Annotated in this window: 20 protein-coding genes and 2 pseudogenes; 12 read left to right on the top strand and 10 right to left on the bottom strand. The window is 69.5% G+C overall.

Features of this window, described 5'->3' with window-relative positions; genetic code table 11:
* A pseudogene (locus A5712_RS15535) lies at window positions 1–387 on the top strand (NAD(P)/FAD-dependent oxidoreductase); the annotation flags it as partial.
* A gap of 79 nt (window positions 388–466) precedes the next feature.
* On the opposite strand, the gene A5712_RS15540 reads toward A5712_RS15535, so the two are convergent.
* Together A5712_RS15540 and A5712_RS15545 are read right to left on the bottom strand one after the other, a co-directional pair.
* Window positions 467–2,014 carry a leucyl aminopeptidase gene (locus A5712_RS15540; protein WP_068106799.1) on the bottom strand — a complete coding sequence of 516 codons (1,548 nt, stop codon included), beginning with the start codon at window positions 2,012–2,014 and terminating at the stop codon, window positions 467–469.
* Window positions 2,015–2,025: 11 nt separating this feature from the next.
* Entirely contained in the window at window positions 2,026–3,150 is a 1,125-nt protein-coding gene (locus tag A5712_RS15545; protein ID WP_156766584.1) for an adenylate/guanylate cyclase domain-containing protein, read from the bottom strand.
* Window positions 3,151–3,243: 93 nt separating this feature from the next.
* Between A5712_RS15545 and gcvT the strand changes: the two genes are divergently transcribed.
* From gcvT to A5712_RS15560, 3 genes are all read left to right on the top strand, one after another.
* Window positions 3,244–4,347: a glycine cleavage system aminomethyltransferase GcvT gene (gcvT, locus tag A5712_RS15550; RefSeq protein WP_068106803.1), complete on the top strand. Its 1,104-nt coding sequence runs from the start codon at window positions 3,244–3,246 to the stop codon at window positions 4,345–4,347.
* A 51-nt stretch (window positions 4,348–4,398) separates the two neighbouring features.
* The gene (locus A5712_RS15555; RefSeq protein ID WP_068106805.1) at window positions 4,399–5,505 is read left to right on the top strand and encodes a branched-chain amino acid aminotransferase; all 1,107 of its coding nucleotides are present in this window, start codon (window positions 4,399–4,401) and stop codon (window positions 5,503–5,505) included.
* A gap of 179 nt (window positions 5,506–5,684) precedes the next feature.
* Window positions 5,685–8,462: a hypothetical protein gene (locus A5712_RS15560; protein ID WP_068106807.1), complete on the top strand. Its 2,778-nt coding sequence runs from the start codon at window positions 5,685–5,687 to the stop codon at window positions 8,460–8,462.
* A gap of 48 nt (window positions 8,463–8,510) precedes the next feature.
* Here the strand turns inward: A5712_RS15560 and A5712_RS15565 are convergent, their stop codons facing one another.
* Window positions 8,511–9,080: a hypothetical protein gene (locus A5712_RS15565; RefSeq protein WP_068106809.1), complete on the bottom strand. Its 570-nt coding sequence runs from the start codon at window positions 9,078–9,080 to the stop codon at window positions 8,511–8,513.
* Window positions 9,081–9,084: 4 nt separating this feature from the next.
* Window positions 9,085–9,732 (bottom strand): AAA family ATPase, encoded by a 648-nt coding sequence (locus tag A5712_RS15570; RefSeq protein WP_197519402.1) that lies wholly within the window; start codon window positions 9,730–9,732, stop codon window positions 9,085–9,087.
* A 161-nt stretch (window positions 9,733–9,893) separates the two neighbouring features.
* On the opposite strand from A5712_RS15570, the gene A5712_RS15575 reads away from it, so the two are divergent.
* Window positions 9,894–14,321 carry a WD40 repeat domain-containing protein gene (locus A5712_RS15575; RefSeq protein ID WP_197519403.1) on the top strand — a complete coding sequence of 1,476 codons (4,428 nt, stop codon included), beginning with the start codon at window positions 9,894–9,896 and terminating at the stop codon, window positions 14,319–14,321.
* A gap of 1 nt (window position 14,322) precedes the next feature.
* Window positions 14,323–15,042, top strand: coding sequence for a thioredoxin domain-containing protein (locus A5712_RS15580; protein WP_068106814.1), 720 nt, complete (start codon window positions 14,323–14,325; stop codon window positions 15,040–15,042).
* 10 nt (window positions 15,043–15,052) lie between these two features.
* Here the strand turns inward: A5712_RS15580 and A5712_RS15585 are convergent, their stop codons facing one another.
* The 4 genes from A5712_RS15585 to A5712_RS15600 are packed head-to-tail and all read right to left on the bottom strand — an operon-like array spanning window position 15,053 to window position 18,083.
* A complete protein-coding gene (locus A5712_RS15585; RefSeq protein WP_068106816.1) occupies window positions 15,053–15,799 on the bottom strand; it encodes an adenosylcobinamide-GDP ribazoletransferase in 747 nt (248 codons plus the stop codon).
* A complete protein-coding gene (cobT, locus tag A5712_RS15590; protein ID WP_197519404.1) occupies window positions 15,796–16,854 on the bottom strand; it encodes a nicotinate-nucleotide--dimethylbenzimidazole phosphoribosyltransferase in 1,059 nt (352 codons plus the stop codon). The genes A5712_RS15585 and cobT overlap by 4 nt, the downstream gene beginning before the upstream one ends.
* Window positions 16,851–17,387 (bottom strand): bifunctional adenosylcobinamide kinase/adenosylcobinamide-phosphate guanylyltransferase, encoded by a 537-nt coding sequence (locus A5712_RS15595; RefSeq protein ID WP_068106820.1) that lies wholly within the window; start codon window positions 17,385–17,387, stop codon window positions 16,851–16,853. Before A5712_RS15595 ends, cobT begins: the two co-directional genes overlap by 4 nt.
* Before the next feature lie 27 nt (window positions 17,388–17,414).
* Window positions 17,415–18,083, bottom strand: a complete 669-nt coding sequence (locus A5712_RS15600) for a DUF3043 domain-containing protein (RefSeq protein WP_068106834.1) — start codon at window positions 18,081–18,083, stop codon at window positions 17,415–17,417.
* 192 nt (window positions 18,084–18,275) lie between these two features.
* Between A5712_RS15600 and A5712_RS15605 the strand changes: the two genes are divergently transcribed.
* Both A5712_RS15605 and A5712_RS15610 read left to right on the top strand, forming a co-directional pair.
* Entirely contained in the window at window positions 18,276–19,352 is a 1,077-nt protein-coding gene (locus A5712_RS15605; RefSeq protein ID WP_068106832.1) for a glycerate kinase, read from the top strand.
* A gap of 82 nt (window positions 19,353–19,434) precedes the next feature.
* Window positions 19,435–19,791 carry an iron-sulfur cluster assembly accessory protein gene (locus A5712_RS15610; protein ID WP_068106822.1) on the top strand — a complete coding sequence of 119 codons (357 nt, stop codon included), beginning with the start codon at window positions 19,435–19,437 and terminating at the stop codon, window positions 19,789–19,791.
* Window positions 19,792–19,804: 13 nt separating this feature from the next.
* On the opposite strand, the gene A5712_RS15615 is transcribed toward A5712_RS15610, so the two are convergent.
* Complete coding sequence (locus A5712_RS15615) at window positions 19,805–20,428, bottom strand: hypothetical protein (RefSeq protein ID WP_068106824.1); 624 nt, start codon at window positions 20,426–20,428, stop codon at window positions 19,805–19,807.
* A gap of 182 nt (window positions 20,429–20,610) precedes the next feature.
* Here A5712_RS15615 and A5712_RS15620 point away from each other — a divergent pair, with 182 nt between their 5' ends.
* Window positions 20,611–21,585 carry a carbohydrate kinase family protein gene (locus A5712_RS15620; protein ID WP_068106826.1) on the top strand — a complete coding sequence of 325 codons (975 nt, stop codon included), beginning with the start codon at window positions 20,611–20,613 and terminating at the stop codon, window positions 21,583–21,585.
* 75 nt (window positions 21,586–21,660) lie between these two features.
* Here the strand turns inward: A5712_RS15620 and asnB are convergent, their stop codons facing one another.
* Window positions 21,661–23,631, bottom strand: coding sequence for an asparagine synthase (glutamine-hydrolyzing) (asnB, locus tag A5712_RS15625; protein WP_068106828.1), 1,971 nt, complete (start codon window positions 23,629–23,631; stop codon window positions 21,661–21,663).
* A 131-nt stretch (window positions 23,632–23,762) separates the two neighbouring features.
* On the opposite strand from asnB, the gene A5712_RS15630 reads away from it, so the two are divergent.
* The 3 genes and pseudogenes from A5712_RS15630 to A5712_RS15640 form a co-directional block, all read left to right on the top strand.
* Window positions 23,763–24,869, top strand: coding sequence for a cytochrome c oxidase subunit II (locus A5712_RS15630; protein ID WP_082973462.1), 1,107 nt, complete (start codon window positions 23,763–23,765; stop codon window positions 24,867–24,869).
* 8 nt (window positions 24,870–24,877) lie between these two features.
* A complete protein-coding gene (locus A5712_RS15635) occupies window positions 24,878–25,297 on the top strand; it encodes a cytochrome c oxidase subunit 4 (RefSeq protein ID WP_068106830.1) in 420 nt (139 codons plus the stop codon).
* A gap of 182 nt (window positions 25,298–25,479) precedes the next feature.
* A pseudogene (locus A5712_RS15640) lies at window positions 25,480–25,824 on the top strand (hypothetical protein); the annotation flags it as partial.

The raw sequence follows: 25,824 nt of genomic DNA on the forward strand, positions 1-25,824 counted from the left end.
GACGACGCCGCGGCCGAACGGCTGGCCAAGTCGATGGACCACGTGATCGAGGAGCATGCCCCCGGTTTCGGCGCGGCGGTGATCGACCGGTTCGTGCAGCGCCCGTCGGACCTGGAGGCCAGCGACGCCAACCTGCATTTGGGTGCCCTCAACGGGGGAACGGCGCAGCTGCAACAGATGGTGATCTTTCGCCCGGCGCCCGGCATGGGCCGCGCCGAAACCCCGGTCGAGGGCCTGTATCTTGGCAGCGCGTCGGCCACCCCGGGCGGATCCGTGCACGGCGCCTGCGGGCGCAACGCCGCCAACGCCGCGCTGGCCGCCGCCCGCGTGACGGGCTGGCCGCGCCGCAAGCTGGGCCGCGCGGTCCTCAAGCGGCTGACGGCATAGCCCGGCGCACCGCGAGCGTCACGCTGGCGCGCCGTTCGGCGTCGAGCGCCACGCCAGCGCGGCGCTCGGGAGATGAGCCTCAGCCGTTCTCGGCTATGTCCTCCAGCACCGCGAACATGGTGCGCGTCGGCACGCCGGTGCCGCCCTTGGGCGTGTATCCCCACGGGCTGCCGGTGTTGTAGGCCGGCCCAGCGACGTCGATGTGCGCCCAGCCCACGCCGTCGGCGACGAACTCACGCAGGAACACCCCGGCCACCAGCATGCCGGCGAAGCGCTGGCCGCTGATGTTGGACAGGTCGGCCACGGTGGACTTCAGGTCGTCCTTGAGCTCGTCGGGCAGCGGCATCGGCCAGCCGTTCTCGCCCACCCGCTGCGAGATCGCCGCCACCCGGTCGCGGAACTCATCGCTGCCCATCACCCCGGGGATCCGGGCGCCCAGCGCCACCGTCTGCGCGCCGGTCAGCGTGGACGTCTCGATGAGGTAGTCCGGGTTGTCCTCGCACGCCCGCACGATCGCGTCGGCCAGGATGAGCCGGCCCTCGGCGTCGGTGTTCTGCACCTCGACGGTGATCCCGCCGTACTGCGTCAGCACGTCGCCCGGGCGCTGCGCGGTGGCCGACGGCATGTTCTCGGCCATCGGCACCGTGGCGATCACGTCGATGGGCAGCTGCTGTTGCGCGGCCAGCGCGACCGTCGCGATGACGGCGGCCGCGCCGCCCATGTCGGAGGTCATGTAGTGCATCGACGCCGCCGGCTTGATCGAGATGCCGCCGGTGTCGAACGTGACGCCCTTGCCGACGAGCGCGACCCGCTTCGCCTGTTTTGATTTCTTGGCCAGCTTGGAGCCGCGATGGATGAGCCGCACCAGCCGCGGCGGCCGCGACGAGCCCTGCCCGACGCCGATCACCCCGCCGTAGCCGCCCTTCTGCAGCGCCTTGTCGTCGAGCACCTCCACCTCGAGGCCGACCGACTCGCCCAAAGCCTTTGCGCGCTTGGCGAATTCGGCGGGGAACAGGTGACTGGGCGGGGTGTTGACCAGGTCACGGGCCGTGGCGACCGCGGTGGCGACGGCCGCGCCGTGCGCCGCCTGCTTCTTGGCGTCCTTGCCCGTCGCCAGGACCGTGATCTTGCGCAGCCCCTTGTCCTTGGGGGCGGTCTTCTCGCTGCGGAACTCGGTGAACCGGTAGCTGCCCAAGACCAGCCCCTCCACGGCTGCGGAGCAGACGTCCTCGCCCGGCAGCTCACCCAGCGTGGTGATCACCGCCTCGGCGGTGCCCAGCGACCGCGCCGCCGCGCCGGCGGCGCGCCGGATCGTGTCGGCCGGCCACTCGTCGCGTGGCTTGCCCAGGCCGATCGTCAGCACGCTGGACACCGGCAGCGACGGCACCACCAGCCGGTGCACCTGCTCACTGCCGCCGGTGGCCTCCAGCGCCCGCAGGCCGTCCTGGATCTCGGCCACGGCCTCGTCGGACAGGAACGGCTCGGCGGCGGTGACAACCGCGCCCGGCCTGTCCTCGTCGCCGGTCGAGACGACCGGCACCAGCAATACCGCGGAACCCGCACTGCGTTTGGGCAGGGCTGCGGCGACGTTGACGGAGGGGGCCTGGTAGCCCGGTTCGGTGGTCACGGCAAACCACCCTAATCACAACCGCTGCGGTTTTCCCCGTCAGCGTGCCCGCCATGCAGGTCGAAGGCCATCACCGGGTCGTCAAAGCCCTTGAGCAGCAACGGGCCATGGGGGGCCGCGGGCCAGTCGGGCAGCTTCTCGTACAGCTCGGCCGCGGCCAGGATCTGGCCCGGCGCCGCGGCGGCGACAAGCCTGGCGGCCAGGTTGACCGGGAGGCCGAAGTAGTCGCCGTTGATCGCCAGCACCGCGCCGTACGCCAGGCCCGCGCGCACCTGCAGATCGGCTTTCCGGGCCCGCGGGTGGTCGACCAGGTCCAGCGCCGCCTTGACCAGCCCCTCGGGTGACGAGCACACCCACATCACCGCGTCGCCGATGAACTTCACCACCCGCCCGCCGTCGGCGTGCACCACGTCGGCGACGGTGGCGCCGAACTCGGTGAGCAGGTCGGACAGCTGCGCGGGCGTCAGCGCCTGCGTCAGCGCGGTGAAGCTGGACAGATCGGCAAACCCGACGCCGCACACCACGCTCGCCGACGTGTCGAGCAGGACGCGCTCGAAGTAGGTCCGGGCGCTGGTCAGGTGATGCCGGTGAACCACGTCGATCAGGGCCCCGATGCGGGGGATGAACTCGGCGACCGAGCGGTACGCCTGCGCCGTGGCGAGCTCGTCGTGGGTGTAGTTCATCTGGATGTCGGGGGTCCCGGCGCGGATCATCGTTCCCTCCGCCTCCGCCAGACGGGCCATCGCGGCGCCCAGCACCCGCAGCAGGCCGAACGCGCCGTCCTCGCCGACCACGGCCTTGAGCGCGAGCCACGTCGACAGGGCGTCGACGTCGGCCTGACTCAGCACGGGAACATCGGGGCCGGCGACCGTAAGCCCGAGCAAAGCCCAGGCGTGCGCCACGTCGTCGGCCGAGATGCCGAGCTCGTCGGCCGCGGTTTGCAGCGTGTAGATCGGGCGTCCGGACCACGCCAGGACGTCGCCGGCCAGCCCGAACAACCGCCCGCGGCGCTCGGCCTCGACCATCTCGTCGGCGGTGAAGCCCAGGTCGCCCAGGTACTTGATCAGGTCCGCCCGCTCCCGCGGGTTGGCGATTCCCGCGGCCTCAAGCCCGGAAAAGTCGAGCGGATCGGACACCTGCCCAAGTGTGCCAGTACTCGAGCGCATTAGGGTGGGACGCCGTGAGCCGGCCGCGACGATGCAGAGCGAAGCGATGAGGAGGAGTGGCGCATGACCGATGCGCCGGAATTGCAAAAGGGACCGCTTGAGGAGCGCCATCGCGAACTGGGCGCAAACTTCGCGGAGTTCGGCGGCTGGCTGATGCCGGTGTCCTATGCGGGCACCGTCAGCGAACACAACGCCACCCGCAACGCGGTGGGCCTGTTCGACGTCAGCCACCTGGGCAAGGCGTTGGTCCGCGGGCCGGGTGCCGCCGCGTTCGTCAACTCCGCGCTCACCAACGATCTGGGCCGCATCGGGCCGGGCAAAGCGCAATACACCTTGTGCTGCACCGAATCCGGTGGCGTCATCGACGACCTGATCGCCTACTACGTCGGCGACGACGAAATCTTTCTGGTGCCCAACGCCGCGAACACCGCCGCGGTGGTCGACGCGCTGCGGGCCGCCGCCCCGGAGGGCCTGACCATCACCAACGAGCATCGCTCCTACGCGGTGCTGGCCGTGCAGGGCCCGCGATCGGCGGACGTCCTCGGCGAGCTGGGCCTGCCGACCGACATGGATTACATGGGGTACGCCGACGCCTCATACTCAGGGGTGCCGGTGCGCGTCTGCCGCACCGGATACACCGGGGAGCACGGCTATGAGCTGCTGCCGCCGTGGGACTCCGCCGGTGTGGTGTTCGACGGGCTGGTCGCGGCGGTGCGCGCCGCCGGGGGAGAGCCCGCCGGCCTGGGCGCCCGCGACACGCTGCGCACCGAGATGGGCTATCCGCTGCACGGGCACGAACTTTCGCTCGAGATCTCGCCGCTGCAGGCCCGGTGCGGCTGGGCGATCGGCTGGAAAAAGGATGCGTTCTTCGGCCGCGAGGCGCTGCTGGCCGAAAAAGAAGCGGGACCGCGGCGGCTGCTGCGCGGGCTGCGGCTGGTCGGGCGCGGCGTGCTGCGTCCCGGGCTAACGGTCCTGGCGGGGGAGCGGCCGGTCGGGGTCACGACGTCCGGGACGTTTTCTCCGACACTGCAAGTCGGCATCGCGCTGGCGTTGATCGACACCGACGCCGAAATCGACGACGGTCAGCAGGTCACCGTCGACATCCGCGGCCGGGCCGCCGAATGCGAGGTCGTGCGGCCGCCGTTCGTCGCCGTGAAAACGCGTTAGCGCACGTTCGATGGCAAAAACCCGGTGGCGCGCGGATATAGAATCGGCCTCATGACCAGCGACTCGCCCGAGTTCACGGTTCTACGCGCGTCCAATCCGGCGACCGACGCCGAACGTGAAGCAATCCTGGCCGACCCGGGTTTCGGCAAGTACTTCACCGACCACATGGTGTCGATCGACTACGCCGAGGGCCGCGGCTGGCACAACCCGCGCGTAATCCCGTACGGCCCGATCGAACTGGACCCGTCGGCGATCGTGTTGCACTACGCCCAGGAGGTCTTCGAGGGCCTCAAGGCCTACCGCTGGGCCGACGGCTCGATCGTGTCGTTCCGCGCCGAGGCCAACGCCGCCCGGCTGCGGTCGTCGGCGCGGCGGCTGGCCATTCCCGAGCTGCCCGAAAACCTGTTCATCGAATCCCTTTGCCAGCTCGTCGCCGTCGACAAGGCCTGGGTGCCGCGGGCCGGCGGCGAAGAGGCGCTGTATTTGCGGCCGTTCATCTTCGCCACCGAGCCGGGGCTGGGCGTGCGGCCGTCCAAGCAATACCGCTACCTGCTGATCGCGTCGCCGGCCGGCGCCTACTTCAAGGGCGGCATCAGCCCGGTGACCGTGTGGCTGTCGACGGAATACGTGCGGGCCAGCCCGGGCGGCACCGGCGCCGCCAAGTTCGGCGGCAACTACGCCGCCTCGCTGCTGGCCCAGGCCGAGGCCGCCGAAAACGGTTGCGACCAGGTGGTATGGCTGGACGGCGTCGAACGCCGCTTCATCGAAGAGATGGGCGGGATGAACCTCTTCTTCGTGTTCGGCAGCGGCGGATCGGCACGGCTGGTCACCCCGGAGCTGTCCGGGTCACTGTTGCCCGGCATCACGCGGGATTCGTTGCTGCAGTTGGCAATTGACGCCGGGTTTGCCGTCGAGGAACGCAAGATCGACATCGACGAGTGGCAGAAGAAGGCCGCCGCCGGCGAGATCACCGAGGTGTTCGCGTGCGGCACCGCCGCCGTCATCACCCCGGTGTCGCGGGTGAAGTACGGCGACAGCGAATTCACCATCGCCGACGGCCAACCCGGTGAGGTGACGATGGCGCTGCGCGACACGCTGACGGGGATCCAGCGGGGCACCTTCGCCGACACCCACGGCTGGATGGCCCGGCTCGGTTAGGCGCGGGCGCGTCGAAATCCTGAAGGCACCCCGGTCCGCCGGTGACATCAACGGCCAGTTGCATCACCCGCTGGCCAAGACACCCCCGGCCGCGAAGGCGAACATCCCGCGCGGCAAACTGAGCGTCGATATCCTTTGCCGATGAGCCGATGGCGACGCGCGCGGCCCGGGCCGGCTGAATGACGCTGCAGTCACGCCGAGGCGACCGCGGCCTACCGATCGAAACCTTGTGGGGGAGTGGCGTTCCGGCCGCCGGCTCGCGTCTGGCGCGGGCGCGCGGCCAGATCTTGCGCTGCACACAGGTGTTGCTGCTGCTCGTCGCCATGGGCCTCGTTGCGTGCCTGGGAGTGTTTGCCGCTCACTGGCAACGACGGTGGCCGCGCTGGCTGCAGTGGTTGGCCCAGGGCGGCGATTGGGTGCCGGTCGTGCTCGTAAGCGGGGTCATCGCGCTGGTGTGCATCCTGACCTACCAGATGCGGCGGAGTCGCTCGTCGGCGGCGGTGCCGGTGATGATCGTCGTCGGACTCACCGCGACCAGCCTGTATCTGGCCTTGAGCTCGTTCTGGAGATGCACCAACAACGACCACCCGACCCTCATCAGCCCGTTGCTGTGGACGGCGTCGCTGGTGAAGGGTGGCATCGGCGACGTATCCCTCGATGGCACGGGGATGTGCCCGAAACCGACGCCGACCGCGCTGGAGGTGGCGCGGCTGGCGATCGTCGCGGCGATCTTCATCAGCATCGTAGGCGTGGTCGCCGCGGCGTTCCGTGCGCAATCCGACCGGCTGCGAGCCGCGCTGGCGCGGTCGGTGACGGTGGTCGTGGACCTCGACGACGATTCGGCGTCGATGATCGGCCCGATCGCGAGGACGCTGCACCCGCGCGGCGCGCTGGTGCTCGTGGCCGACGACCCGGACAAGGCGTGTGTCGCCGAGTCGCGCAGGCTGGGCGCGCGCGTCGTGCAGGTCAGCTTCGATCGGCCGGAAATGCTTGCCAGCCATAGATTTTGGCGTCGGCTGAGCGGCCTGTATCTGCTGTCGGCCGATGCGTCGACAAATCTTTTGCGGCTGTCGGTCGTCAGCCAGCGCCTGGCGCCCGTCGCCACCAGGCGGCGGATCCCCTTGATCGTGCGGATCGACGACCCCTGGATCGCCGAGGCGTGGCGCGCCCAACAGTTCGGACACCACGGTGGCGGCTCGGATCACCTATGGGCCGCCGACACTGTGTCGAGGTACGAGGCGACCGCTCGCCGCTTGGTCGAAGAGATCCTGCGCAACAAGGCGGTTCGGCTCATCATCGTCTGCGGCAGCTCGCAGCTGACCCTCGCGTTGTGTGCCGAGCTGGCCCTGCGGCATGCCGAACACCGCTTCCACGCCCCCGAGGGCGAACCCGATTTGCCGGCGCTGATGCTGATCGCGGCCGACTCCGACGAATACGCGCGCGATCACGAGGCGCGCCACCAGCGGAGGGGATTCGGCGGCGGGCCGCTGCCCGTCGACCGGGTCGCCGCCAAGCCGTCCCTGGCGGTCGTCAGCAGGGTCGTCGCACAGACGGACGGCGAGGACTCCAACAAGGCCGTGATCGTCGTCGACTCGACCGCGGCGGCCGACTCCATCCTGGGAACCCGGTTGGCGGCAAGCCATCCCACCATGCCGATCTACATGTACGACCCGGCGGCTCGCATCGACGCCGAACGCCTGCCGGTGGCGTGCGAGCTGCGCACCTACCGGCTCGGCATGGCGCTGCCCGACGGTCACGCCCACGACAACTTCGAGCGCGCCGCCATGCTCATTCACGAGCGATACGCCTCCTCGCGGGGGGATCGCACCACCCCACCGGCACTGCCCTGGGACCGGCTCAGCGGCTTCTACCAGGGCTCCAACCGGCGTCAGCTGCGAAACGCCCTCTGGATGGTCGAAAAGATCGCGGGCCATACCTGGAACACCGCCGACGGTTCGCGCGATCATATTTCCCCGGAAAGCCTCTCCGAGCTGGACGCCGTCCAGGATGGCGCTGTGGTTACCGATGCGGCCGAGGCCGCGGTCGAGCGACTGGCGCGGTTGGGCTACAGCCCTGACGCCAGTTACGCGCTGGCACAGGGTGATTGGGAGAGATGGAGCCGCTACCTCCGCGAACGCGGATGGACCTGGGGGTCGCGGCGCAGCTTCAAAAAGAAGCGGCACGAAAAGCTGGTGGACAGCTGGGACGCCGTCCTTGCCGACCCCGCGCTGAGAGGCGCCGCCCTGAAGAATCTCGCCGATTCCGAAGCCGCGCTGGCGACCTTGCAGCGGCTCGGATTCGACGCGGATGCGGCGCACGCGATGGCCCAGGCGGAATGGGAGGACTGGAGCCGTTACCTCCGCGAGCACGGGTGGTCGCGAGGAGACACGCGAGACGACGCCCGCAAGCGGCACGAAAAGCTGGTCGCCGATTGGGAGGCCACCGTCGTCGACCCGGAGCTCAAAGCGGCGGCGCTGAAGAGCCTCGCCGGCACGCTCATCGAGCTGCTGAACCTCGGGTACCGCTCGCAGCCCATGTGGCGGACGTACGAACGGGCGGGCACCGTCACCGCGAAACGCCATTGCCGGCAATGGAGTTGCACCACCGCCTCAGGCCAACCGCTCACGGCGTCGGCCGGTGACTGGGAGGTACGAGACGACGGGCACGCGTGGCCGGTCCGCGATGACATCTTCCGCGCGTCCTATCGGCGCGTGCGGCGAAACCAATGGGAACGCCGGGGCACCGTGCTGGCGCGGCCCGCGCGCCCCGGCGAGACCGTTTACACGCTCGAGGGGCCGGTCATCGCCGCCGACGGCGACGTCGTGGTCCAGGGCGACAGAGGTGAGGAGTGGCCGGTGCCCGCCGACCAATTCAGCCGGCGCTACCGGGGGCCGGTGCCCGTTTATCGGGGTCCGGAGTTCTCGACGGCCGCAGTGCCTGAGTCCAGGGGCGCGTGAGCTCTCCGACGGCTCACCGATACCGTCGATCCCACGCACCAGCCCGTTTCAGCGCGCGGCTTCCAGCGTCTCCTCGAGCCGGGGGTCGTCCCAACCGCATATCCGGAATTCCGCGCTGGACCACTGGTTGTAGGGGCGATCGAACACGACGTGCCGCCAGGTGGCCCGCCCTTCGTTGGTGTCCACCTCCGGCCGGTCGTCGATCAGGGCAAAACCGTTGTAGCGGTGCTTGTCCTGATCGATGATCGCCTCGCTCACCACGACTTCACCGAAGCGCGGCACGAAGTGACGCCGCAGCCACGCGAGCTTGCTCGGCGCGGACTGGCTGTTTCGCCGCAGGGGTGCCGAACAAATCCGGGGCCGGTATCCGGCGTCGAGCAGGCGTTGCCACCCCTGCAGCGCGTTGTCGACCAGCGGCAGATTGAGGAAGAAATCCGGGTGGCTGGTGATGTAGTGGACGTGCGCAAGGTGCTGCGGGTAGTCCTCGGCGATGTAGAAATTGGTGCGGGCGACCCGCGTGGTCGAAGGCGGAAGCTGATCGAGCACCGCGGCGTCGAAATCGGCCAGCACCCCGTCCATGTCGACCAGTACGACGTCGTCGTCACCACGCCTTGCCATCTGGTCAGTGTGGCAGCGCGGGCGGCCGAGCGGTGCGGGTCACGAAGTCGCGTGCTTCGGCCAGTACCACCTCGCTGGTCTTCGCGGTGGTGTCGATCACGATAGCGGGGATACCCGCGAACGCCGCCAGGGCCGGCAGGCCCGTGCCGACCGATTCATAGAACCGCAGCGTCTGCCGGTGCTGCTCGGTGATGAAGTCCAGCGTCTCGTACTTGTCGCGGTTGGCGTCGGCCGAGATGCGGTCGAACGCGACGCGCGGCTCGGCGGTCAGGTAGACGATCGCGGAGGGACGTTCGAGTTCCGAGGTGCGCAACAGCGCGTCCGCCTCGTCGTAGCTGACGCCCTGTACGGCCCCGAAGATGAAGTTGTCCATCCAGCCGCGCTGCGACAGCAGCAGTCGGTGCGTCCGCCGCCACGATCGGATCAGGGTGTTGGTGAGCCGGGCGTCCGTCGCGAAAAGCAAGCGGTCCGTGTAGACGTCGCCGAACGCGGACCCACCCCCGGACACATCGAGTAACTCGCGGACGAACGGGTGGTGGGGCAAGCGGAACTGAAATCCGCCCAGTTCCGCGCACAACGCCCGCAACAACGTCGTCTTGCCGGAGCCGTCCAACCCGCTGATCGTTATCCACGGGGCAACAGGTTGTGTCACCGGCGCGTCGGACGATCTCGAGCGGACACGAGCCCATTTTGCGCTCCCGGGCGACGGCTTGGGCCGGAAGGCCGACAAAACTCCCCGAATGGGCTTGCCACCTGGCAAACTTGGCGGCCGATCGCGCTTTCGGCCTCGGAGACTGGATGCTACGTATCTTCATGAGCCATTCCGGCCTCAACAACCGGGAGACGGTGGCTCTCAAACAATGGCTGACCGAGCGCCGTCCCGAGCTGGCCTCAGAGATTTTCCTGGACATCGACAGCGAGACCGGGTTGCAGCTGGGCCGCCAGTGGAAGGAAGAGCTGTTACTGCGCAACACCGGCTGCGAATGGCTGCTGTGTTTGGTTTCGCGGCACTGGATCGCCTCGAAGGAATGCCTGATCGAATACGAACTGGCGGACCGCACGGGCAAGGGAATTCTGATCGCGCGGCTCGAGGACGTCAGCGACGCGGATTGGCACCGCGCCGGAGAATCCAAGGGAGACATCACCTCGCACTGGCAGCGCTGCGACCTGTTCCGCGAAGGCCCGCAGACGACCATCGACATCGTCGCCGACCCACCGACGGTGCCCGACGGACCGCCGGTGTCGTTCAACACCGCGGCCCTGCACCGGATCTGCCGCCTGATCGAGGGGCCGGGAATCGGGCCGGACTCGTTCCAGTGGCCACCCCGTCACGATCCGCAGCGCGCCCCATACCGCGGCTGGGAGCCGTTCGAGGACGTCGATGCGGGGGTCTTCTTCGGCCGTGACGCGGCGATCGCGGCGGGCCGGAACGCGCTGCGCAACATGCGATTTCCGACACCCGACCGATTCCCCGGCCCCGAGTCGATGTTCGTGGTGCTGGGGCCCTCCGGCAGCGGGAAGTCGTCGTTCCTGCGCGCGGGGCTGATCCCCAGGCTGCAGCGCGACGACGGCAACTTCGCCGTGCTCGGGCTCGTGCGCGCGGGCCACGCCATCACCGGGGAGCAGGGCCTGAGCGCCGCGATCGACCACGGACGCCGCGCACTGCGAGTGACCGCCACGTCGTTGGACGACATCGAGGAGGCCTGCAGGACCGGCGACGCCGCCCGCTTGTGCGAATTGTTCGCCCGCATGCGGGCCGCGGCGGCCGCGCGCCGCGACCCCACCGAGCAGGCCGACGACACCGGCGAGCGCCTCACTGATCCACCGGAGACGATCGCCCCGACGCTCGTCCTGCCGCTGGATCAGGCCGAGGAACTGTTCCCGGCGCGCGACGGCAGCGAGGCCGCGCGGTTCCTCGAGCTCGTCGCGCGGCTGCTCACCCAGATGAACACCGCGGACGTCGGGCTGATCGTGGCGGCCACCATCCGCACCGATCGCTACGAGCGGATGCAGACCCACCCCGCGCTGCGCGGGGTAGGTGCGGTGCTGTTCAACGAACTCAAGCCGATGCCGGCCAGCGAGCACAAGGAAGTGATCACTGGGCCGGCCCGGCGCGTCAGCGAGAAGGCGCCACTGAGCTTCGACGCCGAATTGGTGCAGCAGTTGATGACCGACGCCGAAGGCGCCGACACGCTGCCGCTGCTGGCGCTGACCCTCGACCGGCTGTATCGGCGCTATCACCACACCGGCCGGATCACGTTGGACAACTACCGCCGCATGGGCGGGATGCGCGACGTCGTCAACAACGAGATCAACCAGGTGCTGCCCGCCGACGGCGCGGAACGCGAGCGGGCCATGGCGCTGCTGCGCACGGCGTTCATCCCCAGCCTGGTGAACATCAACATCGAGAACAACCGTCCCCTGCGCCGGGTGGCGCCGGAGTCCGAGCTCCCGGAGGCGGCCCGTCCGCTGATCGACGCGATGGTGCAACGACGGCTGTTGGTCCGCGACCGCGACGAGCGCGGCCGGGTGGTCGTCGAGGTTGCGCTGGAAAGCCTGTTCGAGCATTGGGACGACCTGAGGGGCTGGCTGGAAGAGCAGCGCGACGACCTCAAGAACGTTCACGACATCGAACGCAGCGCCGCCGGGTGGCAGGCGCACCGCAACCCGGACTGGCTGCTGGCCCGCACGCGCCTGGCCGACGCCGAAAGGCTCGCCGAGTCAGCGCAATTCGAGGCGCGGCTGGCCGGCGTGCGCGAATTCCTCGCGGCGTCGCGGCAGGCCGAGGACCAGCGGACCGCCGACGCGGTGCGCGTCGAGCGCGAACGCCGGGAAGCCGCCGAAGCCCTGGCCGAGGAGGAGCGGGCCCACTCGCGGAAGCTGCGGCGGGCGGTCGCGATCATCGGGGTCATCGCCGTGGTGGCGATGCTCAGCCTCGGCTTCGCGGCCTTCGCCCAGTACCAGGTCACGCAGCAACGAAACGTCGCCCGTGCGGACTTCCTGCGCGCCACCGCGGAGAAGGTGAGCGCGGATGCGCTGGGTATCCTCAATCGGGACCGGCCAGGAAGCGATGTGCGCGCCATCCAGGAAATGCTTGCGGCGGCGGCCATTTCGCCGGCCACGACCGCGGACGACGCAGTGGCGGCCGCGGTCAAGTTGTCGTGGGCCAGCAAGCTGATCGCGCCGGGGCTGACGTCGACGGCGGCCTACAGCGGCGACGGGCGGCGGATCGCCTCCGGTGGCTTCGACAGTGCGGTGCGGATCTGGAACGCCGACTCAGGGGCGCAGATCGGACCCCCGCTGTTGGGTCACCACAGCCGTATAACCGGAGTCGCCTTCAGCCCCAACGGAGACCACTTGGTGTCAGCCAGCGACGACGGCGAAGTTCGGCTGTGGAACACCGATGCCGGCGGCGACCACTTGATCACCTGCATGACCACCGCGGGGTCCCCATGCAGCGCGAACCCAGGCGCACCCGACACCCATCCCGGAGTACGGGCCCTGGCGTACAGCCCCGACGGCACTCACCTTGCCACCGGTGATGTGAATGGCGCCGTGCAGCTGTGGGATCCGCTGACGCTGAGGTTCAGCCTGCCGGCGCTCAAGGACCACGAGGGGACCGTGTTCAGCCTCGCGTTCAGTCCGGACAGCCACCGGCTCGCGTCGGGGAGCCGCGACATGACGATCAGGCTGTGGAACCCCGACAACGGTGCGCACCTGGGCGACCCGCTGAAAGGCCAATCCGACTCCATCCTGTCGCTCGCCTTCAGTCCGGACGGCCACCGGCTCGCGTCGGGTAGCTTCGACCGATCCATCTGGATGTGGAACGGGGCCGACACGCCGCGGCCGGTAGGCGCCGAACTCCTCGACAAGGAGAGGCCGCACGCCGTCCACACGGCGCCCGTCAGCGCGGTGACGTTCAATCCCGCCGGCGGCCTGCTGATGTCGGGAAGTCAGGACGGCACCATCCGGTGGTGGGACGTCGGCGAGAAGTCGTCGACGTACGGGTACAGCCTGCTGCTTCCCTCGACCCGGCGCGGTGACCCGGTGCAAAGCGTCGCGTTCAACCCTGTGCCGTGGTGCGACCCCAATGGCAACTGTGAGTCGGGCGGCAAGCTGGGCGCCATGTCCAGCAGCGCGGCGGGCGGGATTCAGGTGTGGAACAACGTATCCCAGGCGATCCCGCTCGACGGCCACGCGGACGCGGTGACCGTCGTGGCATTTGATCCCGTCCGCCCGCAACGGTTCGCTTCGGGCGGCAAAGACGGCCACGTCATGGTGTGGGAGCCCGCGATCGACTACAAGCCGAGGCGAAACCTGTCCCCATGCGGGGACAGGCCCGACTGCAAACCCGGCGACGTGGGCTGGCTCGCCTTCAGTCCCGACGGTAAGCGCATCGTCGCGGGTTACTCCGACGGCAAGCTCTACGTGTGGGACGCCGGCAGCGGCGAATTGGCGGGCCCCGGCGTCATCCCGACGACCATGAAATCAGTTGATGCGCTGGCCTACAGCCCCGACGGGGGCCGCATCATCTCCGCGGGCGGCGACGAAGTGATGCAGTGGGCCGTGCAGATCTGGGACGCGAACTCCGGCAACCAGATCGGGCCGGCCCTCACCGGCCAAGGCCCTCCGCTGGACACCGTGGCCGTCAGCCCGGATGGGCAGCTGATCGCCACGGGCGGGGACGACAACGTCATCCGGCTTTGGGACGCCCACACCCGCCAGCCGAAGGGGCAGCTGACCGGCCATTCGAACATCGTCTACAGCATCGTATTCAGCCCGGACAGCCGGATGCTGATCTCCGGCAGCTTCGACGGCACCGTACGGCGATGGAACGTCGGGCAGTTGAAGGAGATTGGGCAGCCGCTCACCGGCCACGTGGGGCGCGTCGACGTGGTCACGGTCTCGCCGGACGGACGTTACATCGCGTCATCCGGCCAGGACGGAACGGTGCGGCTCTGGAATTCCGAGACTGGGCAGCCGGTTGGCGCTCCGCTCACGGCGAGTAGCGACCCGGTGCTCGGCGTCGCGTTCAGCCCCGCAGGCAACGCGCTGGTCAGCGGAGGTGCCGATAAGTTCATACATACCTGGCCATTTCCGTTCAACGCGCAGAACGACCTCTGCGAGAAAATCGCGACCAACATGAGCCACCGGCAATGGCGACTATGGGTCTCGGAGGCGATCGACTACCGACTGCAGTGCCCCGGCAAACCCATCGAGCCGGACGGACCGGGGGCCTAAGTTGCGCGGGCAGTCCCTCTCGGCCGCTTGGGCTCGCGCCGGCGGGCTGGACCGCGGCCGGGTCCGCGCCGCCGCCATCGCCGCCACCGTCGTCATCGGCTTGCTCGGGGGGCTCTGCGCGCACGGCATCGCCTCCCGCGCCGATGCGGTCAAGGTTGTCATCACCGAGGACGGCGTGTATGTGGGCAGCAGGCGCGCGCCCAGCACGATCGACCTCATCACCGATCCCCTCTGTGTGCCGTGCGGACGCCTGGCCAACGCGTCGGCGGCCGACATCCGAAAAGCCGTCCGCGACAAGAAGATCGCGGTGCATTATCACCTGCTCAACGATTTCGACTCGCAGTCCGCGAGCGGTGACTACTCGACCCGCGCCCTGGCGGCCAGCCTTTGTGTGGCGGATTCCGGGGAGGCCGAACACTATCAGGCGTTCTACGCGGCGCTCTTCGCCCCGGATTTCCAGCCGAAGCCGAAGTCAAGAACTGACCCCTCCACCGACCGCAGCAACGCCGAACTCGTCGAACTGGCGAGGAAAACCGGAGCGCCGTCGACGGTAGGCGACTGCATCACCGGCGGCCGACGGACCGAAGCCGCCAAGGCCGAGGGCACGAAGGCCCTCGATCTGCTGAAGAGACTGACGGGCCTGACCCTGGTGCCGCAGGTCTATCTCGGGGATCGGGAGGTCGACTACGGTGCCGCCGGCTGGATCGACAATCTCCGATAGCGGGAGGCCTCTAGCCGCCTGCCCGCACCAGCGCCGCCAGCACGACGGCAACGACCGTCGCCGTCAGCTCGATCGCGGCGCCCAGCACGTCGCCGGTGATGCCGCCGAACCGGCGCACGCAGTGCGCCACCAGCGCCGCGCCGCAGGCCAGCGCCACCAGCACCGCCACCGGTCCCTGCCACGGCCGCGAACCCGCCAGCACCGAGACCGCCAGCAACGCCGCGACCCAGGCCGCCACCACCGGTGCCGGCTGGCTGCCGGCCACCCGCGCGCCCAGCGCGCTGCCCTCGGCCGCCGGCACCGACCCGCGGCAGGCCAGCACCGCCGCGACGCGGCCGGAAACCACCGCCAGCACAACGGCCGACGGTTGCAGCGTCGAGAAGGCCAACCCCTGCAACAGGATCACCAGCACGACGGCCGCCACCCCGAACGGACCCGTCGACCCGTCGCGCATCACCGCCAGCGCGCGCTGCGGTGGGCCGTAACAGCCCAGCCCGTCGGCCGTGTCGGCGACGCCGTCGATGTGCAGCCCGCGGGTCGCCAGCAGCAGCGCCGCCACGGCCAGCAGCCCGGCCAAGGGGCTGGACGGGCCGAAAACCGCGGTGCCGCACCACGTGACGCCCGCGGCCAACACCCCCAGCGCGGCGCCGACCACCGGCAGTGCGGTCATGGCGCCGCGGCCCATCGGCGCGTGGCGCGAACCGGGAATGGGCAGCACCGTGCCGAACGCGAAAGCCGTTGCCAGGGAACGCATCACTGAGCCGGCGGGCCGGACGGGCCGGCCACCCCGGCCTGCGCAAACGTCGCCATCGACGACAGCGCGGCCACCGCCGCGCGCAGCACCGGCAGGGCCACCGCGGCGCCAGTTCCCTCGCCCAGCCGCATCCGCAGGTCCAGGATCGGGTCCAATTCCAGCGCGGTCAGCGCCAACTGGTGGCCCGGCTCGGTGGACCGATGACCGGCCTGCCACCACTGCCGGGCCCCGGGCGCCAGACGCTCGGCGACCAGCGCGGCCGCGGTCACGGCCATGCCGTCGAGCAGCAGCGGGGTGCGTCGCACCGCGGCCTGCGCGCAAAACCCGGCCATCGCGGCCAAATCCGCGCCGCCGCAGCAGCGCAGCAGCCCAACCGGGTCGGGCAGCACGCGACGCGCCCGGAACAGCGCGTCGCGCACCGCGGCGGTCTTGCGCGCCCATCCCGCATCGTCGATCCCGGTCCCGAAGCCGACCGCGACCACCGGCTCGGCGTTCGTCAGCGCCGCCACCAAAACCGCCGCCGCGGTGGTGTTTCCGATCCCCATGTCGCCGGCGATGAGCAGGTCGGCGCCGGCGTCGACCTCCTCGTCGGCGATGGCCCGGCCCGCGGCGATCGCGGCCAGGGTCTCGGTGTCGGACAGCGCATCCTGCGTCGTGATGTCGCCGCTGCCGCGCCGCACCTTGTGGGCGCCGATGCGATCCGAGGCCGCCTCGGCGTCGACCGCCAGGTCCGCCAGCCGAACCGTCGCACCGGCGATGTCGGCCAGCGCGTTGATCGCCGCGCCGCCGGCGTCGATGTTGGCGACCATCTGGGCGGTCACCTCCGGCGGGTACGCGGACACTCCGGAGCGTGCGACGCCGTGGTCACCCGCGAAGACGACCACCCGCGCGCGTTCGAATTGCCTTGGCGGACAGTGCCCTTGGCAGGAGGCGACCCAGACCGACAGATCCTCTAGGCGGCCCAGGGCGCCGCGCGGCTTGGTCAGCGTGTCCTGTCGGGCGCGGGCGGCGGCGGCGACGTCCGCGTCGGGCGGTGAAACGGGGGCGAATTCCATCAGGTTCCCGACGGCTTGATCTGCACCGCCTGCCCGGCCACCACCAGCACCACGCGGTCGCACAGCTCGGCGATGCGCTGGTTCAGGCTGCCCAGTTCGTCGGCGAACCGGCGCCCGGCCGCGGTCGCCGGCACCACCGTCAGCCCGACCTCGGGGCTGACGAGCACCAGCGTCGAGCCGAATTCGCCTACGGCGGAGATCATTGCCTCGACAGGACCGGCCACCGACCCGTCGTCCCACGCCTGGTTGCGGTCCAGCGTCCCCGTGAGCCAGCCGCCGAGATCGTCGACCAGCGTCGGGCTGCCGGGTGACTGGCGCAATTGCCCTGTGACGTCGTCGGTTTCGACCGTCGACCAATGCGGGGGCCGACGGTCACGGTGGCGGGCGACGCGGTCCGCCCAGTCGGCGTCGGCCTGGCCCGCCACGCGCGGGGCCAGGTAACGGACGGGCTGCCCGGGCGGCAGCGACGTGGCGATGGCCTCCTCGGCCCAGCGGGACTTGCCCGACCTGATCCCGCCGAGCACCAGGGTGCGCACCGCGGTCAGGCGGCTTTCGGGCGCCGGTCAGCCGACACTGCTGCCGCGCTCGACTTGTGGCCGGGGCGTGCGCATGCGGCGCAGCTGGGAAGCCCGGCCGGCGGCGTAAATGCCCAGCTTCCAACGGCTTTCGGTGTTGTCTGGGAACTTCGCATCAACCAGCTTGCTGACCTTGCGACCCAGCAGCACCCCGTCGACACCCATCACGACCATCAGCACCAGCATCGCGGGGGAGGCGTACAGCTGCACCTGCGGGACGCCGAACGAGGCGAACAGCAAGACCAGCGTCGCCGGCATGAACAGGCCGAGGGCGTTGCGCCGGGAGTCCACCACGTCGCGCACGTAGCGCTTGATGGGTCCCTGATCGCGGGGCAACAGGTAGGCCTCTTCGCCGGCCATCATGCGCTCACGGCGATCCGTCATCCGCGCGCGGCTGGCCGTTCTCTCGGCTCGGCGCTCCTCGCGGCTGAGTTTGGGGCCGGCCAGCGTCTTGCGCCGGGCCCGCGCCTCGGATGCGGTCATGGGCGCCGGTGCGACCGGGCCCTTCCGCGCGTTGCGCCGCGCCTCGCTGCGCTTAGGCGTGGGCCGGCCCTTGGGGCCGGTCCGGCGCGGCACGGCGTCCCCGGAGGGGTCCGCCTCGACGACGGCGACGTCGAGGTCGCCATTCTGGCCCTTTTTGCGGCCCATTAGCTTCACAATGGCCAGGTTACTTCGCGGGGGGGCTCGCCCGTAACGCACCTGGAATGCGTTGTTATTGGTCATGCGCCAGCGCAACGCGCGACGCTTAGGCTTGACTGTGATGAATGGCTACCTGTGATGGACGACGGCACGATGGCCTCGGATGACGCTGCCGCTGGCCTCGCACCGGGCCGTCTGCGCCTGCCCGCCATGCAGGTCTTGGTCGCACCGGATTGCTACGGGGACAGCCTGTCTGCGGTGGAGGCCGCCGCCGCCATCGCAACCGGCTGGACCCGATCGCGCCCGGGCGATCGATTCACCGTCGCGCCCATGTCCGACGGCGGCCCCGGCTTCGTCGAGGTGCTCGGCCGGCGGCTGGGGCAGACGCGGCGCGTCCGGGTGTGCGGGCCGCTGGACACCACGGTGGAGGCGGCCTGGGTGTTCGACCGCATCTCGCGGACCGCGTACCTGGAGTGCGCGCAGGCCTGCGGCCTGGCCCTGCTCGGCGGTCCGCCCACCCCGGAAACCGCGGTGGCGGCCGACAGCAGCGGCGTCGGGCAGCTCCTCGACGAGGCCCTGCGGGCCGGCGCGACGCGGATCGTGGTCGGGTTGGGCGGCAGCGCGTGCACCGACGGCGGCAAGGGGATGATCACCCAGCTCGGCGGCCTGGCCGAGGCCCGCCAGCGGATGACCAACGTGGACCTGATCGCCGCATCGGACACCGAGTACCCCATGGTGGGCCCGTGGGGGGCGGCCCGGGTGTTCGGGCCGCAGAAGGGCGCGGACACGGCCGCGGTCGCAGCGCTGGAAGTCCGGCTGGAGGAGTGGGCGCTGCAGCTGGAGGTGGCGGCCGGGCGGGACGTGAGCTCGGAGCCGGGCGCGGGGGCCGCCGGCGGCATCGGGGCCGGGCTGATGGCGCTCGGGGGCCGTTGCGAGCTGGGTGCGGCGATCATCGCCGAGCACACCAACCTGGCCGACGACCTCGAGGCCGCGGACATGATCGTCACCGGTGAGGGCCGGTTCGACGAGCAGTCCCTGTTCGGAAAGGTGGTCGGCTACCTGGCCGAATCGGCCCGCCCGCTGGGCATACCCGTGATCGTGCTGGCCGGCCAGGTCGACCTGGAGAATTCTGCGGTGCGCTCGTCGGGCATCATGTCGGCGCTGTCCATCGCCGATTACGCCGGTTCGGTGCGATTGGCGCAGGCCGACGCGGCCAATCAGCTGATGGGTTTGGCCTCCGAGGTCGCGGCGCGACTCGGGAATAGCGGTCCCGCAAGGTACCGTTGATGCAGTGGGCTTTTTCCGGAGCGCATCGCCCGGACTTCGAGCCAACCAGGACCATTAGGAAAAGTCCCAACTAGGAGATGCAATGACGGTGCAAAACGAGTCAACCGCCAAGACCCACGGCGTGATCCTGACCGATGCCGCCGCTGCCAAGGCGAAGTCCCTGCTGGACCAGGAGGGCCGTGACGACCTGGCGCTGCGCATCGCGGTCCAGCCGGGCGGGTGCGCCGGGCTGCGCTACAACCTGTTCTTCGACGACCGGTCGCTGGACGGCGACCTGACCGCGGACTTCGGCGGCGTGACGCTGACGGTCGACCGGATGAGCGCGCCCTACGTCGAAGGCGCGTCCATCGACTTCGTCGACACCATCGAGAAGCAGGGCTTCACCATCGACAACCCCAACGCCACCGGTTCGTGCGCCTGCGGGGACTCCTTCAACTGACCTGTTCGGCGGCTCAGTAGGAGCCGCCGGTGCGCAGCACATACGAGCAGACCTCGATCTGCCCCCGCTGAAATAGCAGCTGGGCGACCCCTTGCACGTCTCCGCGCGCCGGGCCGCCGGTCGCGGGCGTTACCCGCATCGTGAACAGCGCCTGCGCCTGATACTGCGACAGGTACACGATCTTGTCGATCGACGTCAGCTCCACCTCGGTGAACTGCTTGCGGAAGGCGTCGCTGCTCATCTTGGCCAGGGCCTGATCCGACCGCTTGTCCCGCACGCCGTCGTACATGCCGCACAGCGCGTTGCGGACGATGACGTCGATGTCGCGGTGCTCGAGCGCGTCCAGGTACTGCTGGATCGCCGCTTTGGCCGCGCCGTCGGACAACGCCGCGCCGGTGTTGGCCCCGTTGGTGCGGACCCCGTAGGTGATCGCCAGCGTGAGCGCGGCCGCCAGCGCGACGGCCAGCAGCAGGCCAATGACCAAGCGCCGCTTGGATCGTCGCTGCGGAGACGGCGCCGGCTGCCCGGCATAATTCGCCGGCGCGGCAGTGGGCTCATTGGGGAAGTCAAGCGGCTGGGACTCGGGCGTTGGTCCGCCGGTGCCGACAGTCTGGTCCGGCCAGTGCGGACCTGCCATGTGGTTCTCCTACGCTGGTGGACGGGACCAGGAGCGGGTTGCGGCCAGGCGGGTCCCGGCGGCTGACTGAGTTGCTTGAGTTGTTTCTAGGCAGGCTAGCGCACCACTTTGCGCGGACCGTGACGCGACGACGCTCGATGTGCCTGAGTAAGCTAGATAACCTTACTAACGAAGGAGATTTCGTGACGATCGCAGTAACGGGTTCGATTGCGACCGACCACCTGATGCGGTTCCCCAGCCGCTTTTCCGAGCAGCTGCTGCCCGAGCACTTGCAGAAGGTGTCGCTCAGCTTCCTGGTCGACGACCTGGTCATCCATCGCGGCGGCGTGGCGGGCAACATCGCCTTCGCCATCGGTGTGCTGGGCGGCGATGTCGCGCTGGTCGGCGCGGCGGGCGACGACTTCGCCGACTACCGCGACTGGCTGGTGTCCCACAACGTCAACTGCGACAACGTACTGATCTCCGAGACCGCGCACACCGCGCGCTTTACCTGCACCACCGACGTCGACATGGCCCAGATCGCGTCGTTCTACCCCGGCGCCATGTCGGAGGCCCGCAACATCAAGCTGGCCGACGTGGTGTCGTCCATCGGCACGCCGGAGCTGGTCATCATCGGCGCCAACGACCCCGAGGCCATGCAGGTGCACACCGAGGAGTGCCGCAAGCTCGGGTTGCCCTTCGCCGCCGACCCGTCCCAGCAGCTGGCCCGGCTCTCCGGTGACGAGATCCGCACGCTCACCGACGGCGCCAAGTACCTGTTCACCAACGACTACGAGTGGGACCTGATGCTGTCCAAGACCGGCTGGACCGAGGCCGACGTGATGGCGCAGGTCGAGCTGCGGGTGACCACGCTGGGCCCCAAGGGCGTGGACCTGGTCGAGCCCGACGGCACGACCACCCACGTCGACGTGGTGCCCGAGACCAGCCAGGTCGACCCCACCGGCGTCGGCGACGCGTTCCGGGCCGGCTTCCTCACCGGCCGCAGCGCGGGCCTCAGCCTGGAGCGCTCGGCGCAGCTGGGCTCGCTGGTGGCCGTGCTGGTGCTGGAGTCCACTGGGACGCAGGAGTGGGCCTGGGACCACGAGGTCGCGAAGAGCAGGCTGGCCGGCGCGTACGGCGAGGAGGCGGCCGCCGAGATCGCCGCGGTGCTCGCCTAGTACTCGCGAGAAGACGCGGAATCGCATTACGCAGGCCCTTCGCGTGCGATTCTGCGTCTGCTCGCGGAGTGGGTTCTAGAGCTGGACGGGGTAGACCGGCTCGCTGATCTGCGGCACCACGCTGTGCTCGACGAAAATCGCGTGCCAGAGCATGAAGATCAACACCGTCCACAGCCGGCGGCTGTGATCGCTTGTGCCGCTTCGGTGTTCGTCGAGCATCCGGCGCACGGCGGCGGGGTCGACCAGGTGATCGGCCTGTGTGGAGTCCACTAGGGCATACGCCCACTCCAGCAGTTCGCCCGCGCGCAGCCAATGCCGGATCGGCACCGGGAAGCCCAGCTTGGGCCGGTGCAGCACGTGCGCGGGAACGATCGGCTCCAGCGCGCGCCGCAACGCGTACTTGGTGGTGGTCCGGGTGATCTTGGCCTCGACGGGCAGCCGGGAGGCGACGGCGAAGACCTCGGGATCCAGGAACGGCACCCGAAGCTCCAGCGAGTTGGCCATCGTCATCTTGTCGGCCTTGACCAGGATGTCGCCGCGCAACCACGTGAACAGGTCGACGTGCTGCATGCGGGCCACCGGGTCCCAGCCGGCCGATTCGGCGTACACCGACGCGGTCACATCGGTGTGGGTCCACTCGTCGCGGAACCCCGGCAGCACGTCGCGCAGCTGCGCGTCGGAGAAGCTACGGGCGTTGCCGTAGTAACGCTCCTCGAGGGTCAGCGAGCCGCGGTGCAGCAGGCTCTTGCCGCGCATGCCTTCCGGCAGCGGCTTGGACACCTTGCCCATCGACCGGCGCAACGGGCGCGGCAGATAGTCGAAGGGCTTGAGCGACAACGGCTCCCGGTAGATCGTGTAGCCGCCGAACAGCTCGTCGGCGCCCTCACCGGACAGCACCACCTTCACGTGCTTGCGGGCCTCGCGGGCGACGAAGAACAGCGGAACCAGCGCCGGGTCGGCGACGGGTTCGTCGAGGTACCAGACGATCTCGGGCAGCGCGGCGACGAACTCGTCGGGGCTGACCACCTTGGCGATGTGGCGCGCCCCGATGGCCTCCGCCGAGGCCACCGCGACGTCGATCTCGGAGAAGCCCTCGCGCTCGAATCCGGTGGTGAACGTGATCAGCCGCGGGTTGTGCCGGATGGCCAACGCCGCGATGGCGGTGGAGTCGATGCCGCCGGACAGGAACGCCCCGACGGTGACGTCGGCGCGCATGTGCTTGGCCACCGAGTCCTCCAGGACGGCGGTGATCTCGTCGTAGCGGGCCTGTTCGGTGTCGGCGCTGATGGGCGTCGCGGCGAATCGCGGCACGAAGTAGCGGGTGACCTCGGGCTGCTGCCCGGGCCGGACGCGCGCGTAGCAGCCCGACTCCAGCCGCCGCACCCCGCGGTGCAGCGTCTCGGGCTCCGGCACGTACTGCAGGACCGTGTAGTGCTGCACCGCGCGCTCGTCGATGCCGGTGTCGAACCCGACCAACTCGGCCAGGTCCATCAGGCATTTCTTCTCGCTGGCCAGCGCGGTGCCGCCGGTGCCGGTGGCCATGAACAGCGGCTTGATGCCGAACGGGTCTCGGGCGCAGAACAATTCGCGGGTCACGGTGTCCCACAGCGCGAACGCGAACATGCCGCGCAGCCGGTGCAGCACGTCGGTGCCCCAATGGTGGTATCCCGCGACGATCGCCTCGCCGTCACCGTCGGTGGCGAACGCGGCGCCGTGCTTGGCGGCCAGTTCGTCGCGCAGCTCGAGGTAGTTGTAGATCTCGCCGTTGAACACCAGCACGTAGCGGTCGGGCGCCTCGTGGGGGCCCCAGCGCAACGGCTGATGCGAATGGGCGATGTCGATGATGGACAGCCGGTTGAAGCCGAACACCACCGAGCCGTCCGCGCCCGGGTCGGCCCACGTTCCCGGCTCGTCGGGCCCCCGGTGGCGCATCAGGTGCGACGCGGCGGAAATGGCGCCGTCGGCGCGGGTGGCGGCCGCCGCGGCGTCAGCTCTGCCGCCGCCAGGACCGGCCGGGGCCGCAACGAACGCCAGCAGACCACACACGGCGCCCCAGTATGCCCCACTTGTGCGGCGCTCGGGGCGCCGCACGCCCTTGACCGGCCGGGGTTTGCGCGACGGCGTCAGCGGCGTGGTCTACGCTGCGTAGTATTCGAATCCGAGCAGGAGGCGCCAACGTGACACCTCGCGAGCAGGTCCGTTCGCAACGTCTGTCGCAGCGCAGGTTCCAGCGTCGTTCCGGGGGCGCGGGGCGGGGTCGGTCCCGTCGTCTCCGGCCGCTGGCCCTGGCCGCGACGCTTGGCGTACTGGCGGTCACCCTGAGCGGATGCAGCTGGTCGCAGGCGCTCGGCATGGGCTGGCCGCAGGGGATCACCCCGGAGGCCCACCTCAACCGCGAGCTGTGGATCGGGGCGGTGATCGCCTCGCTGGTCGTCGGCGTCATCGTGTGGGGGCTCATCTTCTGGTCGATGGCGTTTCACCGCAAGAAGGCGACCGAAACCGATCTGCCGCGACAGTTCGGCTACAACATGCCGTTGGAGCTGGTGCTCACCGTCACACCGTTCCTCATCATCTCGGTGCTGTTCTACTTCACCGTGGTGGTGCAGGAGAAGATGCTGCACCTGGCCAAGGACCCCGAGGTCGTCATCGACGTCACCTCCTTCCAGTGGAACTGGAAGTTCGGTTATCAGCGGGTCAACTTCAAGGACGGCACGCTGACCTATGAGGGGGCCGACCCGGTGCGCAAGAACGCGATGGTCTCCAAGCCGGAAGGCAAGGACGAGCACGGCGAGGAGCGTGTCGGGGCGGTGCGCGGGCTCAACCCGCAGGACCGGACCTACCTGAATTTCGACAAGGTCGAGACCCTGGGAACCGCCACGGAGATCCCGGTGCTGGTGCTGCCGGCCGGCAAGCAGATCGAATTCCGGTTGGCCTCCGCGGACGTGGTGCACACGTTCTGGGTGCCGGAATTCCTGTTCAAGCGCGATGTGATGCCCAACCCCGAGGCGAACAACTCGGTCAACGTGTTCCAGGTCGACGAGATCCAGAAGACCGGGGCGTTCGTCGGTCACTGCGCCGAGTTCTGCGGCACGTATCACTCGATGATGAATTTCGAGGTGCGGGTCGTGCCGCCCAACGACTTCAAGGCCTACTTGCAGCAACGGATCGGCGGAAAGACCAACGCCGAGGCGCTGCAGGCGATCGCCCAAGCCCCGCTGGCGGTGACCACCCATCCGTTCGATACCCGTCGCGGTGAAGCGACCCAGAACCAGCCCGTAGGTTAGGACGCTCAATGAAGATCGAAGCCAGGCTGTTCGAATTCATCGCCGCATTCTTCGTTCTCTCGGCGGTGCTCTACGGGATCCTGACTGCGCTGTTCGCGACCGGCGGGGTGGAGTGGGCGGGGACCACCGCCCTGGCGCTGACCGGTGGCCTGGCCGTCATCACGGGAAGCTTTTTCTGGTTCATCTCGCGTCGGCTGGACACCCGGCCGGAGGACTATGAGGGCGCCGAGATCAGCGACGGTGCAGGAGAATTGGGCTTTTTCGCGCCGCACAGCTGGTGGCCCATCCTGGTGGCGCTGGCCGGATCGGTCGCGGCGGTCGGCATCGCGCTGTGGCTGCCCTGGTTGATCGTCGCCGGGGTGGTGTTCATCCTCGCGACGGCGGCCGGACTGGTCTTCGAGTACTACACGGGCCCCGAGAAGCACTGATTTGCGACTCAAAGGTCACAATCAGGGCATCACTTGATCCGGGCCCCTTTTCCACGACTTCTTTGCTCTATCCCGTTCGGTAGGGTTTGCCCAGGCAACATGAGAAACTCCCAAGCGCGCGCGCACCGATGCAGCCGCGGGGCCTCGCGCGCTGGTGATGCAGTTGGACAGGGCAGGCAACTATGAGCGGGCCGAATCCTCCGGGATGGGAACCTGACGAACCCGATTCCGGCAGCGACCTCAGCCACCAATCGGATTCCGGCCTCGACGCGGGACAAGACGCGGTCGAGCCCCACGACGAGCTGGGCCCCATCGACGACAGCGCCGACAGCGCCGAAATCGCGGCGGCGGACCAGACGGGCCAGACGGACGCCTACTCGCGGGCGTATTCGGCTCCCGAATCCGAGCACTTCGTCACCGGCCCCTACCTGCCGGCCGACATGCGGCTGTACGACTACGACAGCTACGACGAGCCCGTCGACCCCGACGACGAACACCGCGCCCCGCGCTGGCCGTGGGTGGTCGGC

It is taken from the genome of Mycobacterium sp. E2327, from assembly GCF_001672675.1.
In the GTDB taxonomy this organism is placed as follows: domain Bacteria; phylum Actinomycetota; class Actinomycetes; order Mycobacteriales; family Mycobacteriaceae; genus Mycobacterium.